The following is a 14308-nucleotide window of genomic DNA, read 5'->3' on the forward strand; positions in this document are numbered from 1 at the left end:
CATGTCTACAGTAAAAATTCCTACAGTAAAAATTGCTACAACAAACACAGATGGAACCGGTTCTGCTAACAATTTAACTGATGACCACACAGTACTCACTGGTGTTGGTGTTATAGACGAGTCAGAATACGAAGCGTCAAATAACAATGACATCATTGATGTTGAAGCTGCTTATTGGAATGCTAAAGGCAGTAAAGAAGTTAAAATTGATGCAGAAAACGTAAATGTAGTAACAAAAGATTTTGTTGACGTTGACCTAAATCTTGCAAACAGCACTAATGATGTCATCGTTAATGTCATCAACTCTAAGCGCGGCCAAATCGAAACTGGCTCGGGTGATGATTCAATCGCATTATCTGTTCAAACTAACAACGGTGGTTGGAGTAACTTATTCCAAATCGACACTGGCGATGGTGTTGATTCAGTTACTATTTCTGATGCGCAAAACTCACAATTCACTTCTCTTGATATCAAAACGGGTAATGGCGGTGATTCTGTTAACTTATCAGCGATGAAAGCTTCTGCTGATGCTTCTGTATTCAGAATTATTGATACAGGTGCTGGTGATGATACTATCGCTGGTTCAAAAGGCGCAGATGCTATCAATGGTGGTGAAGGTGTTGATATCATTTTTGCTGGTGGCGGCGATGATGTCGTTACATTTGATGCAGCTGATCGTTTTGTAGATGGCGGTCAAGGTTTTGATGCGCTAGTTATCCAAGGTCGCACTACTGCTGATATTGGACCTCAGTTTACTGGTTTTGAAGCGATAATCGGCGAAGCTGGCTCAGCTCAAAACATCCGCATTGATCTGCAAGATGGCTTAGTTATTCGCTTGGGTGGTGATGCTGGTGATAACGTATCGTTCAATGAGCTATCTAGCTTCACGGCGTTAAGCACTGAAGATTCAGATGCGCTATCTGGTCGTTTTGATGTAGACACTTCAGGCTTACAAGCTTACCAAACTGAGAATGACGGCAATACTGTTACAATTTGGTCTGATACAGACTTAGTATAATTGTCCATTAGTTCATAAATGCGCCTATTGGCGCATTTTTTGTTTCTGATTTTTAATATTTCACTAAGGTCACATGATGTTGCAGTGGAAGCCGTTCCTCAAAATAAGGCAGCAGCAGTTAGTTTTTATTGGCTTGTTTTCAATATTTATTAACCTACTGATGTTGGTTTTACCGATTTACAGTTTACAGATTTTCGATCGGGTACTTTCTTCTCGCAGCGCTGAAACCTTGGTGTTACTCGCGGTGCTTGCCCTTGGTTTATTACTATTGCAAGCCTCGCTTGAGTTTATTCGTTCACGCTTATTACATGTTGGCGCGGTCTATTTCGAACACCACTGCGCACCCACTTTAGTATCACGTGCGCTACATATTGCTGGCCATAGCCCAGATCTTTCCCGGCGTGGTTTATTAGACATTAATGAGTTAAAGGCTGGACTTAGTTCGCCCATGGTGGCCTTGTTGTTCGATTTGCCTTGGACGCCTATTTTTATTCTCGTTATTTTCTCACTGCATCCGCTGTTAGGCTGGTTTGCATTGGCGGCAACGCTTGTGTTGATAGGTTTAACTTGGCTTAACTTGCACTTAACACGTAAAAATGCCGATGATATTGCGCAAAAGTCTTTTGATTCCGGCGCTTTTTTACAGCGGCAAATTGGTTTGGGCCGCTCGATTGCGTTGTTTAACGTGGCTGATAACTTAGCTCAAAGCTGGCATCAGCAAAATAGTGAAGTCCTCGCGCTGCAAAATAAAGCCAACTTGCGTATGCAGGTGTTACAGTCATTTATTAAATACGCGCGGATGACGCTGCAAGTGGGGGTGTTGGGATTAGGGGCTTGGCTAGTTATTACTAATCAAGCGGTAGCTGGCGTGATGTTAGCGGCCTCTATTTTACTTGGTCGTGTATTGGCCCCGCTGGATCAAAGCGTTAACTTATGGAAGCCTTGGCGTCAAAGTCGCCAAGCTTTTACTCGTGTGGCAGAGGTGTTTGCAGATCAACAAGATGAAAACCGTATTGCGATGCCAATTGATGCGATCCGACTAAATGTTGAGGCACTGAGTGTGAAAGATTCATTTGACCGTTTGATTTTAAAAAATGTGCAGTTTGAATTAAAAGCAGGACATGCCTTAGCGATAGTGGGTAGCAGTGGCTCAGGTAAGTCAACCTTGCTTAATGCCATTGCTGGCGGTCCTCTCAGTCAGCAGGGCTTTATTCGCATCAACGATATTGCTATTAATGAAATGTTGCCGCAGCAACGCCATGAACTGATTGGCTACTTGCCGCAGCAGGTAGAGTTATTTGAGACCTCGTTATTTAATAATATTTGTTGTTTTGAAACTGGCGAAGGGGTTGATGAGAAAGTATTTGCCGCGGCTAAATTGGCGGGTATTCATGAGTTCATTAGTAAACAACCGAATGCTTACCAAACGGAGTTTGGCCGTAAAGGGGTGCAATTATCGGGCGGTGAAATGCAGTTGTTAGGACTGGCGCGCGCTTTGTACCATCAACCCAAACTACTATTACTGGATGAGCCAGATTCCAACCTTGATTTGCAATCTGAGCAACGCTTGTTACTCACTCTGCATCAATTAAAGCAACAAGGCGTCACTATTATTTTGATTAGCCACCGCGGCACGTTAATTAAAGTGGCCGACTGGCTGGTTTGTTTAGATAAAGGCAGCATTACGGATGCTGGCAAAAAAGATGATGTATTAGCACGATTACAGAAAAAAGCGCCAACTCAAATCAATCGCGAGGGCAGTCATGGATAAGTTACAGATGAAGGATGATATGCCTGAGTTGTCCCTTAACCCGCGGCGATACATTATTGCTGGTTTACTTGTGCTGTTATTTGGCGGTGGCTTTAGTGTTTATTGGCTGTGTTTTACCTATTTAGACTCTGCTGCTATTGCTCCCGGTACTATCACGGTTGAAGGTAAGCGTAAATCGATTGAGCACTTTGAAGGCGGCATTGTTGAACGAGTGTTGGTAAAAGAAGGAGACATGGTGGAAGCGGGTGAGCCTTTGATTGAGCTTTCGTCTATTTCAGCTAAGACCCGTTTTAGTCAATTGCAGCAAAAACTCTATAGCTCTCTCGCGCAAAAGCAGCGTTTAGAAAGTGAGCGCAATGGTGCAGAAACGTTAGAATTTAGCCAAGATTTACTCGTGGCGGCGGAATCTCACCCCGCGTTATTATCGGTGATGAAAACCCAGCAGTTGCTATTTTCCGGCAGGCAAAAGCTGATGCAAAGTGAGCTGGCGGTATTAGATGCGCGCTTAGAGCGAGTAGCCAGTGATCGCGTAGCTCTGGAGCAAAAGCTTAAACAAGAAAAGCGAGCGTTTGAGTATCTGCGCCAAGAGGCTGCCATGCATGAAGAGTTATTACCAGCAGGCTATACATCAAAGCTAAAAGCATTAGAAATTCAGCGCACTAAAGCGCGGCTCTCGGGTGATTTAATGGATCTTGAAGGGCGTTTGCGTAATCGCGAGATGGCGCAACTCGAAATCCATCAGCAACGCCTATCAATGAAGCACCAAAATATCAGCCAAATTGAGCAAGAATTGCAAGAATTGGCCAAAGTAATGGATGACACCGTTGAGCAGTTAACCCAAGCCAAAGATGTTTTATCGCGCGTGGTATTAAGTAGCCCAAGTACTGGGCGAGTGGTTGGCTTAAGTGTGTTTAACCGCGGTGATGTGATTAGCCCCGGTGAAACCTTAATGCAAGTTGTGCCAGAAAACGATCGTTTGATTGTTGAAGCTAGCCTTAAGCCCGAAGACATTGACGTGATCACTAAAGGTCAAAAGGCGATGGTGCGCTTGGCTGCCTATAGCTTTAGAACGACTCCTCCCATAGAAGGTGAGATCATCCACGTTGCAGCTGATCGCTTGGTGAGTAAAGACAAATCTCACGAGGAAGGCTTTGTGATTAAAGTGGCTATCAATCCTGACGATTTGGCCCATTTAAAAAATGTGAAACTCCATCCGGGCATGCCCGCCGAGGTGTTTGTGGTGTTAAATAAACGTCGCCCGATTGATTATTTACTTGAGCCATTGCAGCTTGATTTATATCGCGCATTTCGGGAGATGTGATAACTCCCCAGCCTAGTTATGCCAGCGTGGTTTCATTCTGCGCCATACTAGGCTTTAATTAACACATAAATCCAATGGATCTGGAGTGTGTTATGTTACTTCCTGTGATCATGGCTGGCGGCTCGGGCACTCGCTTGTGGCCGCTTTCTCGTAAGTTATTTCCTAAACAATTCCTATCGTTATACGGTCAAGCGACGATGTTGCAGGCTACCGCTGGGCGGCTGGCTTGCGTTGAGCATTATGCACCGCTGATTATTTGTAATGAAGAGCACCGTTTTACGGTGGCAGAGCAAATGCGCCAAGTGGATTTGCCTCATAGTGGTATTTTGTTAGAGCCAGAAGCGAAAAATACTGCGCCGGCGTTGGCGCTGGCGGCGTTTCAATCCTTGGCTCAGCATCCTGATGACGATCCTTTACTACTGGTTTTAGCGGCAGATCATGTGGTTAAAGATGAGGCGGCGTTTTGCGTGGCAGTGAACAATGCCATTAGCGCGGCGCAGGCTGGCAACTTGGTCACCTTTGGCATTGTGCCGGATCACCCTGAAACGGGCTATGGCTATATTAAGCGGGGTCAGCCTTTGGCGTTGTCGGATGGCCAAGGTGAGCTGTTTGAGGTGGCCCAATTTGTTGAAAAACCAGATTTAAACACTGCAAAGGCGTATATTGATAGCGGTGAATACTCGTGGAATAGCGGCATCTTTTTGTTTAAAGCCAGTGTGTTTTTGGCTGAGTTGAAACAACACAGTCCTGATATTTACCATGCTTGCCAAGCGGCCACGCGCGCGTTTAATCCTGATTTAGACTTTATTCGCATTGATGCAGCGGCCTTTGCTACTAGCCCTGAAGATTCCATTGATTACGCGGTGATGGAAAAAACCAACCAAGCAGTGGTGATCCCAATGGATTGTGGTTGGAGTGACGTGGGCGGTTGGTCGGCGCTTTGGGAAGTGTCTGACAAGGACGAGCAGGGCAATGTGTTTCGTGGTGATGTGTTAGATATCGACTCGCATAACTCGTATGTTTATGCCCAGGATACGCTGGTTGCCAGCATTGGCTTAAAAGACATCATAGTGGTGAAAACCAAAGATGCGGTGTTAGTGGCGGATAAGTCTCGGGTGCAAGAGGTGAAGCACTTAGTTGAGAGTTTAAAAGCCAGTGATCGCAGTGAAGTGTTGCATCATCGTGATGTACAGCGCCCTTGGGGTAAGTATGACTCGATTGATACCGGCAACCGTTTTCAGGTAAAGCATATTACGGTGAAGCCGGGGGCTAAGTTGTCGGTGCAAATGCATCATCATCGCGCCGAGCATTGGGTGGTGGTGTCGGGCACGGCCAAGGTGACTAATGGCGAGCGCATCTTTTTACTCAGTGAAAATGAGTCCACTTATATTCCTATCGGCACCACTCACGCCCTTGAAAACCCTGGTAAGGTGCCCCTTGAGCTAATTGAAGTGCAGTCAGGCTCGTATTTAGGTGAAGACGACATAGTGCGCTTTGAAGACAGATACGGCAGGACAGAATCATGAGTGTGGCGAATATCATTAAGAGCAGCGGCATTGCGTTTGGCACCAGTGGTGCGCGTGGCTTGGTGGTGGATTTTACTGCTGAAGTTTGCGCTGCCTTTGCCTTGGCCTTTATTGAGGTGATGCGCGAGCGGTTTTGTTTTTCACGTTTGGCGATTGCCATTGATAATCGCCCAAGTAGCCCGGAAATGGCGTTGGCTTGTATTGCTGCGGCTAAGGCGGCAGGTTTAGAGACTGATTATTATGGTGTGCTGCCAACGCCCGCTTTGGCGGTCACTTCTATGGCTGATGGCGTGCCTGCGATCATGGTGACGGGCAGTCATATTCCTTTTGATCGCAATGGTTTAAAGTTTTATCGCCCCGATGGTGAAATCACTAAGATAGACGAGCTGGCAATTTTAAGTGCGCAGAGTGAGCTGGTAGAGTTAGCTTTAAATGGCTTGCCGCAAGCGTCAACGCGCGCGGCTGATACTTATATGGCGCGCTATCTGGATATTTTCCCCAGTGATTTATTAGCGGGTAAGCGTATTGGGATTTATGAGCATTCCAGCTCGGGTCGCGATCTTTATGGCGATTTGTTTACACAGTTAGGCGCCGAGGTGATTAGCCTTGGCCGCAGTGACAGCTTTGTGCCCATTGATACCGAAGCGGTGGGCTTGGCTGACATTGAACAAGCGCAAGATTGGCAGCGTGAATTTGAGTTAGATGCGCTGTTTTCTACCGACGGTGATGGCGATAGGCCGCTGTTATCTGATGAAACGGGCACCTATTTACGCGGTGATATTCTATGTTTACTGGCCGCGCAGTATTTAAGTATTGATGCGTTAGCGGTGCCGGTAAGTTGTAATTCTGCTATCGAAGCATGTGGTGCGTTTAAGTATGTAGCGCGCACGCAAATTGGCTCACCTTATGTGATTGCAGAGTTTACCTTGCTGCAAAGTCAGTTTGGCCACATTGCGGGTTTTGAAGCCAATGGCGGTTTTTTATTGGGCTCGGACATTGAGGTGAATGGCGCTGCGCTGAGTGCGCTACCCACTCGTGATGCGGTGTTACCTGTTTTGGCGGTGTTGGCGATGGCGGGTGGTGAACCTATATCTGACTTAGTGAAGCAGTTACCTGAGATATATACTGCGAGTGACCGCATTCAAAACTTCCCTAGGGAACAAAGTTTAGCAATTATTAAGCGTGGATTGGCCGAGCCAAAAGCGTTGTTAGTAAGCTTGGGATTGGGTGAGTTTGATGCTACTAGTGTTGATACCACCGATGGTTTGCGTATGACATTGAGTAATGGCGAAGTGGTGCATTTGCGTCCTTCGGGTAATGCGCCGGAGCTGCGTTGTTATGCCGAGGCGAGTTCATCTGTTCGCGCGATGCAGTTGGTGGTGCAGAGTTTGGGCGCGCTTAATCAGGCTTGATGGGGCGTTTTATTCGCACAATGAACGAGTGAGCCACGCTGAGTAGGAGCAGAATTTATTCTGCGAATCAAAGAATATTGTCGATGAATAGCCCTTTAATAAGGGCCTTACGGGCGGGTAGTATGATTTTTCTCTTGAGTAAGGTGGGCGCTGTTTTCGCGGAATGAATTCCGCTCCTACGTGTGGGGAATACGCTTTTTGTTGGGGGCATATCGTTCAACAGGTGGGCGCTGTTTTTCGCGGAATAAATTCCGCTCCTACGTGGGGGTAACACGCTTTTGTAGGAGCAGAATTTATTCTGCGAAGCATGCTTTGATACATAGATATATATGGAGACTTAATGGATATAAAACATTGGGGCGCGGTTGATGGGGTAACAGGCTCTTGTCATCAGTTGATACTAAATGAACATAACAGCATTTTAATTGATTGCGGTTTGTTTCAAGGGGCTGAAACAGCCGGTAAAGCAGGCGCTGAGTCGTTGGCTATTGAGTTTGACCTCTCAACTGTTAAAGCCCTTGTTGTTACTCATTGCCATATTGACCACGTTGGCCGCATTCCATATTTATTAGCCGCTGGCTTTAATGGTCCCATTTATGCTACCCAAGCTACGGTGGCGATGTTGCCGATGATTTTGCGCGATGCCCTTAAGCTTGGCGTCACTCAAGATCAGCGCTTAATCGATGCTTGTATTCGCAAACTCAAAAGCCAGATGATTGCGGTGGACTATAAAGTCTGGCAAAGCTTGCCGGTTGATGGCTTGGCTAAGGTGAAGTTTAAACCGGCGGGGCATATTTTAGGCTCTGCCTATTTAGAGTTTGATTGTGGTAAAGGTAAGCGCGTGGTGTTCTCGGGGGATTTAGGCGCACCTTACACGCCGTTACTCGCCGCGCCGAAGAGTCCTTATCAAGCCGATGTATTAGTGATTGAAAGTACCTATGGCGATCATTGCCATCAAGGACGTAAAGCGCGCTCTGCTTTATTGAAAACCACCATTGAAAAAGCAGTGGCAGATAACGGTGTGGTGTTGATCCCTGCTTTTAGTATTGGTCGCACTCAAGAGCTGTTATATGAGCTTGAGTCTATCGCTTATGCTGAATCGAAAAAGAACCCCGCGGCCATGTGGGCCAATTTAGAGGTGATTATCGACTCGCCAATGGCGGCAGGCTTTACGGATTTTTATTGTGAGTTTAGCGAGCTGTGGGATGCCGAAGCGCGCCGGAAAACCCAATCTGGTCGTCATCCACTCGACTTTGAAACGTTATATACAGTTAGTAGCCATAAAGAGCACATCCAAGTGCTCAATTATCTTGCCAAGCGCAATAAGCCTGCGGTGGTGATTGCTGCCAGTGGCATGTGTAGCGGTGGCCGTATTGTCAGTTATTTAGAGCAGTTTTTACCCGATGCAACTGCCGATGTGCTGTTTGTCGGTTATCAAGCCCGTGGTAGTTTAGGGCGTGATATTCAACAATATGGTCCAACGGGCGGTTACGTATTTATTGACGATAAACGCATTGATATTAAAGCTGGCGTACACACTTTAAGTGGTTATTCGGCCCACGCCGATCAAAAAGATTTGCTGAACTTTGTGAAACGGATGCGTAAACCGCCAAAGCTAATTAAGATTGTGCATGGTGACGAAGAGGCGAAAGCAGAGCTTGCACGTTTGTATCGTGATTTACTGCCTGAGTGTGACGTGGTGATTGCTGGTTATGGCCTTGAGTGATACAAGTAGCTAGCCGAACATAATGCGATTGAGCGCAAAGGCTCAATCGCAGCATCATTATTCTTCTTCGTTAGCGTCTTCCAATAACCATTGGGCTAGCTCGGTTTTCTTTTGTTTGATCACGTCATTCACTTGCTGCTCAAGATCTTCAGCGTTGATGTCCTGTACTGCGGCCAGTGGTTCACCAATGGTTTGCTCAACCACGCCGTCAATATGCTCAAGGGCAGCTTGCTTGCCTTCTTCAATTGAGTTGACGCCTAGCTCTTTTTTCGCTTCGAGTAATTCGTCAACGTTAATGCCTGTACTTTCTTCTAATAAGCTTTTACTCGCCGCTTTGGCTTCTTTTTTTGTTTCTTCATACGCTTCTGAGATTGGCCCACATCCCGCTAATAAGGTGAAAGAAAAGGCAGCTATGATAGGTAATGCTTTCATATTATGGGTCCTTCTAATTTAAGAATGTGTGACATAAAATGTCATGATGACTATACCTAATATTTATTAATTAGCTACAGAATATCGAGACTTGATAGCTTAATTTTTTATCAACTTGGCTTGCAGTCAGGTGATGAATTTGAAGCCATGACAGTGGAGCGCTATAATCGGCGCTGTTTTTAAATGCGCCGCTAACTCATCGTGCGTTATATTTCCATCCTATTGTTATTTAAGGAATATGTAGTCATGTCGCACAATGTGTCGCACCTTCAGCGCTTCTCCGTTGCCCCGATGTTGGATTGGACGGACCGTCATTGTCGCTACTTTCATCGCTTGATGTCACAGCACACTTTGCTTTATACCGAAATGGTGACAACGGGCGCGATCTTGTTTGGTAAGGGCGATTACTTGGCATTTAACGAAGAAGAGCAACCCGTTTCATTGCAGCTCGGAGGTAGTGATCCGAAGGCGTTAGCTGAGTGCGCAAAAATTGCCCAGCAACGTGGTTATAATGAAATTAATTTGAATGTAGGTTGCCCCTCAGATCGGGTGCAAAGCGGTCGTTTTGGTGCGTGCTTAATGGCTGAGCCAGCGCTGGTGGCGGATGCCGTTAAAGCGATGCAAGACGCCTGTGATTTACCTGTTACGGTGAAAACACGCATTGGTATTGACGAACAAGATAGCTATGCCTTTTTAACCACGTTTATTGATCAAGTGGCGCAGGCTGGCTGTGATACTTTCATTGTGCATGCGCGCAAGGCATGGTTGAGCGGCTTAAGTCCAAAAGAAAATCGCGATATTCCGCCGCTGGATTACGAGCGTGTGTATCAGCTTAAACAGGATTTTCCTGGGCTGGTGATTGCCATTAACGGTGGCATAAAAACTTATGAGCAATGTGATGAGCATTTACAGCATTTAGATGGGGTGATGTTAGGCCGTGAAGTGTATAGCAATCCTTATTTGTTGGCTGAGGTTGACCAACATTATTTTGGTTCGACGCGCCCTGTGCTGAGCCGCGTCGAAGTGATTGAAGCGATGTTTCCGTATGTTGAAAAGCATTTGGCATCGGGGGCTAAGCTGTCTCACGTTACGCGCCACATGTTGGGCATGTTTCAAGGTTTGCCCAATGGCCGTGCTTATCGCCGTCATTTAAGTGAGCTGTCACCGCGGGGGGATGCGACGTTAAAAGTGCTAGAAGATGCGCTAAAACTGGTGACGGAGTTTACGCCTGCAGAATAAATGTGAATAACAAAGTGCTTGTTTAGATTATTTTTGAACAAGCGCTTGCTGTAAAAGTAAGGCCTTTTATTTTTAATAATTAAGGTCAAGTTGTTAGTGGTTGTTTTTATTTCCTTTCTATTTATTGCTACGACTTTGGTTGTAATGCTGAGCGCTGTTGGCTTTTCTTCCGATATTCAATATAACGTTTTCAACTAAATACATGGTTTTTGCTTCTACGACTTTAGTCTAATATGTCGCTACTTTTTAATAACAGCGACGTGTTTTAAGTGGGTAGTAAAATGGCCAAATTAGCCTTAGTTAGAGTGATGTTTGGGTTAACAACGTTATTAGGTTTTCATGTTAGTGCTTTGTACTTTTTTTTGGCGCTGCTTATTTACTGCACCCATCACCGTGAAGTGTTTGGCTGGTAGGGTAGGTCTGTCTCACGCTTTTCGGCTTTAATTTTAAGCATCTCGTGTTATATTCTTTTTAGATTTATGCGGTTAGCGTATTTAAAAAGGATAAGTGTGTGTTGAGAAAAATTTCAAGTTATTTAATACTCCCCGTACTTGTAGTGCTGTCTGCTTGCTCTAAAGATGAGCCGGTGACAGAGCAAGCTGTCGAGAAACCGATGCAGCGCACTACGATAGTAAGCGATGCAACACCTGGTCAAACTATTCCTGCGTCTAAAACTTACACTTTTGTTGACGCGGTGAATGTGGTGATTGAAGACTCCCGCTTGGATAGTACAGCTGTGCAAGGTGAGCTTCGCAATGCGATAGCTTCGGTAATGCAGGCAAAGGGCTATGGCTATGAGCCTGATGTGACGAAAGCTGATTTGGTTATGGGCTTTTTGTTCTCTCTTGAATCTGGGTTACCGGACGCTGAGTTGATTAAAATATTTGGTTTGTCGCCAGGACTAATGAGTATTAACAGTGATGGCCGTTATGAAAAAGCGACGCTAGTACTCGGCGCGATGTCTAGTGACACCAAGCAAGTTTATTGGAAAACCATGTTGCAGGGTTTTGCTGATTTTGAACGACCACGTGATGAGGCGACGAAACGCGCTGATCGTCTAGTGGGTGAAATGCTGGCTAATATTCCGACGGCGGAGCAATAATATGCGTGGTGCAGGTGGCAGTGAAGGTGGCGTTGGCCAGTTTTTTATTGGTTTGATTATGATGGTTGCTGGTGGCTATTTGTTACTTAATGCCATTATGGTGACTAATCATTTTCATATGGGTTATAGCTTATACCGAGTTGGCGGGTTTTCATTAACCAGCGGCATGGTCATGGTGCCTTTTATTTTTGGTGTTGGCTTGGTGTTTTATAACAGCCGAAATATTTTAGGCTGGATTTTGGCTATTGGCGCGTTAGTGATGCTGATATTCGGCGTGATCACGTCCATTAATTTTCAATTACGTCATATGTCAGCATTCGATTTAATTGTGATTTTGGTGTTGTTGGTTGGCGGTATCGGGTTGTTTTTACGCTCGTTAAGAAATTTGAGTAGTTAGGCTTTAATATCACATCACGTTTATTTTTGGTTAATTCGCCGAGCAAGCTCAGCTCCTACGTGAACGATTTTATCGAGTAGGAGCAGAACTTGTTCTGCGAACAAGGACAGTTTAACTATAATTAGAAGATGATTACTGTCGCGATATTGCTATGAATTATCATGCTAACCATCTGCGCTTTGGTCGCGTTTCACAAGCAAACCAAGCATATTCTCTTACATCAACCACGTTTCAGCGTCGGCCTATTTTTCATTCGTTTAGCTCTGCGAGGTTGTTGATAAATTCAATGGCGAAAGCCGATCATGAACGATTGTGTTCAACGTTAGCTTTTGTTGTCATGCCTGACCATTTTCACTGGGTTATTCAGTTGGCTGATTTAAGCACACTTAGTTAGTTGGTAGGGTGAAGCGGGAAACTAGCTATCTTTTGCATCAGCGAGGCTTATGCAGGGGAAGTATTTGGCAGCATGGGTTTTACGATCACGCGATTCGCAATGAGAATGATCTTTTACCAATTTGTCGATATGTGGTGGCGAATCCACTTCGCGCAGGGCTGGTTAAGAGTGTGAAGGATTATCCATATTGGGATTGCGTTTATTTGTAGGTTTGTTCGCCGAGCGAGCTCAGCTCCTACGTGGTAGGTGTTAACGATTATGAATTTTATTTATGGTCAATTCGCCGAGCAAGCTCAGCTCCTACGTGAACTATTTTATCGCGTAGGAGCAGAACTTGTTCTGCGAATGGTCGCTAGCAATGATTCAAATAGCGTTATTTTATTTATAAGGTTTTACACCACTTTCCATGCTGTTCTTGGTATCCCATCGCCACTAAAAAACCACTAAAGGGTTGCTCTTGTTCGTTTAGGGTTGTCGCTATTGTGGTTGCTCCCTGCGCTTTGGCAATTAGCTCTAGTTGGGTTAATAAATACTTACCCACACCGCGGCGGCGGGTTAAGTCTCTCACCGTAAACTGACTTAAGTTTGCGGTGTTTCCCTCTATGCTCAGTAATGCCGCTGCGATATGGCGTTCGTTGAACATGGCGACATATAGGCTTGGGGATTTTTGTGCAATTAATGAATTTAATGCTAGATCGGTTAGCTGTAGTTCAGGCCAAGCAGAGGCATAAATTTTCTTTAAATCAATTAGTAATTGAGGCTCGACTTGCTGCGGGTGAAAAACGCTTAAGCGCATGGTGGCTCCTAAGAAATGACAAGCGGTATGCTTATGACGTCATGCAGGTTAGAATTATAAGTCATTATAAAAGTTTCGTGTTTTATGGAAAAGAGCTTATCTGATCTTATGTCGGGTGAATGAAAGAGGATTTATTATGGAATGTCGCTTAGGTTGCGGTGCTTGCTGTATCGCGCCAAGTATTAGCTCCGCCATTCCAGGGATGGAGCAGGGCAAGCCAGCGGGCGTTCGCTGTGTTCAACTTAATGAGCATAATTTATGTCGTTTATTTGGTAAACCAGAGCGGCCCAAGGTGTGTGCTGATTTTAAGCCTTGTCCTTCTGTTTGTGGCAGCACTGACCAGCAGGCGATGATTAATATTGATGAGTTAGAAAGGCTGACTTAATTAACCGCTTCACTGCCGCTTTCATTAGCCGCTTTGGCTATTGCTGCCTCAGCAAGGGGCATGAGTTCAGTAATGTTTACTAAATTAACTGGGGCGATAGGCTGATTAAGCCTTTGCTGTAAAAAGCTTAACGTTTCTGGGTAAGGGTGGCCAATTATGACCACATCGCGTCCTGAGCTGGCAAGTTTTAAGGCGAGATTAAATTGCTTTTCAATGGCCGCTCGGCTGCGCAAATTATCTAAAAATATATGGCGACGTAGCACGGGCACGCCTAATGACTGGGCGGTGCTTTCGGCTAAGGTATTTTTACTGGTGCGACTATCGAGAAAAAATAACTCATGATGACGCAGGGTTTCCATGGTCCAGCGCATTTGTTCGGCCATGGTGGTGAGCTTGCTGCCCATGTGATTGTTTATGCCTTGGATGAAGGGCAAAGCGACAATGGCTTGTTCTAGTTTATGTTTAAGCTCTTGCTCGCTCATATTTGCGCGTAGCGCTCCCGGCCCAAGAAATTCATTATTTGCCACCGCCTCCATTGGAATATGCAGCAACATATCTCGGTTTTGTGCCCATGCTTGTTGGCCGATGGTCAGCGCTTGCGGGGTAAAGGGTAGCAGTGAAAATGCAACTTCACTAGGGAGCTTAAGGGCTTGAAAGTCATGTTCGCTATTGCCGATATCATCGATGATAATGGCTAGGTTGGCAGCACTGCAAAAGCTTGAAAGCAGTAATAAAAATGCGCTTAATAACCGTGTTGTTACGGTAGTACCGCGTTGATGTAAGGGCATA

Annotated in this window: 14 protein-coding genes; 11 read left to right on the forward strand and 3 right to left on the reverse strand. The window is 45.5% G+C overall.

Translation table 11 applies throughout. From position 1 onward, the window contains the following. Position 1: 1 nt before the first annotated feature. The 6 genes from K6Y31_RS07865 (at position 2) to K6Y31_RS07890 (ending at position 8774) form a co-directional block, all read left to right on the forward strand. Positions 2-1018 (forward strand): calcium-binding protein, encoded by a 1017-nt coding sequence (locus tag K6Y31_RS07865; RefSeq protein ID WP_233052251.1) that lies wholly within the window; start codon positions 2-4, stop codon positions 1016-1018. Between the two features lie 73 nt (positions 1019-1091). After that, entirely contained in the window at positions 1092-2789 is a 1698-nt protein-coding gene (locus K6Y31_RS07870) for a type I secretion system permease/ATPase (protein ID WP_233052252.1), read from the forward strand. Then, a complete protein-coding gene (locus K6Y31_RS07875; RefSeq protein WP_233052253.1) occupies positions 2782-4110 on the forward strand; it encodes an HlyD family type I secretion periplasmic adaptor subunit in 1329 nt (442 codons plus the stop codon). The genes K6Y31_RS07870 and K6Y31_RS07875 overlap by 8 nt, the downstream gene beginning before the upstream one ends. A 92-nt stretch (positions 4111-4202) precedes the next feature. Next, positions 4203-5636: a mannose-1-phosphate guanylyltransferase/mannose-6-phosphate isomerase gene (locus tag K6Y31_RS07880; protein ID WP_233052254.1), complete on the forward strand. Its 1434-nt coding sequence runs from the start codon at positions 4203-4205 to the stop codon at positions 5634-5636. Beyond that, on the forward strand, positions 5633-7048 hold the full coding sequence (locus tag K6Y31_RS07885) for a phosphomannomutase (RefSeq protein ID WP_251080788.1): 1416 nt from the start codon (positions 5633-5635) through the stop codon (positions 7046-7048). Before K6Y31_RS07880 ends, K6Y31_RS07885 begins: the two co-directional genes overlap by 4 nt. A gap of 340 nt (positions 7049-7388) precedes the next feature. Beyond that, on the forward strand, positions 7389-8774 hold the full coding sequence (locus tag K6Y31_RS07890) for an MBL fold metallo-hydrolase RNA specificity domain-containing protein (protein WP_233052255.1): 1386 nt from the start codon (positions 7389-7391) through the stop codon (positions 8772-8774). Between the two features lie 57 nt (positions 8775-8831). Here K6Y31_RS07890 and K6Y31_RS07895 read toward each other — a convergent pair whose 3' ends face one another. Then, on the reverse strand, positions 8832-9206 hold the full coding sequence (locus K6Y31_RS07895; RefSeq protein WP_232801676.1) for a hypothetical protein: 375 nt from the start codon (positions 9204-9206) through the stop codon (positions 8832-8834). A gap of 246 nt (positions 9207-9452) precedes the next feature. Here K6Y31_RS07895 and dusA point away from each other — a divergent pair, with 246 nt between their 5' ends. The 4 genes from dusA (at position 9453) to K6Y31_RS07910 (ending at position 11944) form a co-directional block, all read left to right on the forward strand. Continuing rightward, the gene (gene dusA, locus K6Y31_RS07900) at positions 9453-10445 is read left to right on the forward strand and encodes a tRNA dihydrouridine(20/20a) synthase DusA (RefSeq protein ID WP_233052256.1); all 993 of its coding nucleotides are present in this window, start codon (positions 9453-9455) and stop codon (positions 10443-10445) included. A 281-nt stretch (positions 10446-10726) separates the two neighbouring features. After that, positions 10727-10858, forward strand: coding sequence for a hypothetical protein (locus K6Y31_RS22315; RefSeq protein ID WP_282560158.1), 132 nt, complete (start codon positions 10727-10729; stop codon positions 10856-10858). Between the two features lie 98 nt (positions 10859-10956). Continuing rightward, the gene (locus tag K6Y31_RS07905) at positions 10957-11547 is read left to right on the forward strand and encodes a DUF4136 domain-containing protein (protein WP_233052257.1); all 591 of its coding nucleotides are present in this window, start codon (positions 10957-10959) and stop codon (positions 11545-11547) included. A gap of 1 nt (position 11548) precedes the next feature. After that, a complete protein-coding gene (locus K6Y31_RS07910) occupies positions 11549-11944 on the forward strand; it encodes a hypothetical protein (protein WP_232801679.1) in 396 nt (131 codons plus the stop codon). 776 nt (positions 11945-12720) lie between these two features. Here the strand turns inward: K6Y31_RS07910 and panM are convergent. Then, positions 12721-13134 (reverse strand): aspartate 1-decarboxylase autocleavage activator PanM, encoded by a 414-nt coding sequence (gene panM / locus K6Y31_RS07915; protein WP_233052258.1) that lies wholly within the window; start codon positions 13132-13134, stop codon positions 12721-12723. 136 nt (positions 13135-13270) lie between these two features. Here panM and K6Y31_RS07920 point away from each other — a divergent pair, with 136 nt between their 5' ends. Further along, positions 13271-13519: a YkgJ family cysteine cluster protein gene (locus tag K6Y31_RS07920; protein ID WP_233052259.1), complete on the forward strand. Its 249-nt coding sequence runs from the start codon at positions 13271-13273 to the stop codon at positions 13517-13519. Here K6Y31_RS07920 and K6Y31_RS07925 read toward each other — a convergent pair. Further along, positions 13516-14307: a divergent polysaccharide deacetylase family protein gene (locus K6Y31_RS07925; protein ID WP_233052260.1), complete on the reverse strand. Its 792-nt coding sequence runs from the start codon at positions 14305-14307 to the stop codon at positions 13516-13518. The two genes, K6Y31_RS07920 and K6Y31_RS07925, sit on opposite strands and share 4 nt — an antisense overlap. Position 14308: the final 1 nt, after the last annotated feature.

It is taken from the genome of Motilimonas cestriensis (genome assembly GCF_021295315.1).
GTDB lineage: Bacteria > Pseudomonadota > Gammaproteobacteria > Enterobacterales > CBDFNC01 > Motilimonas > Motilimonas cestriensis.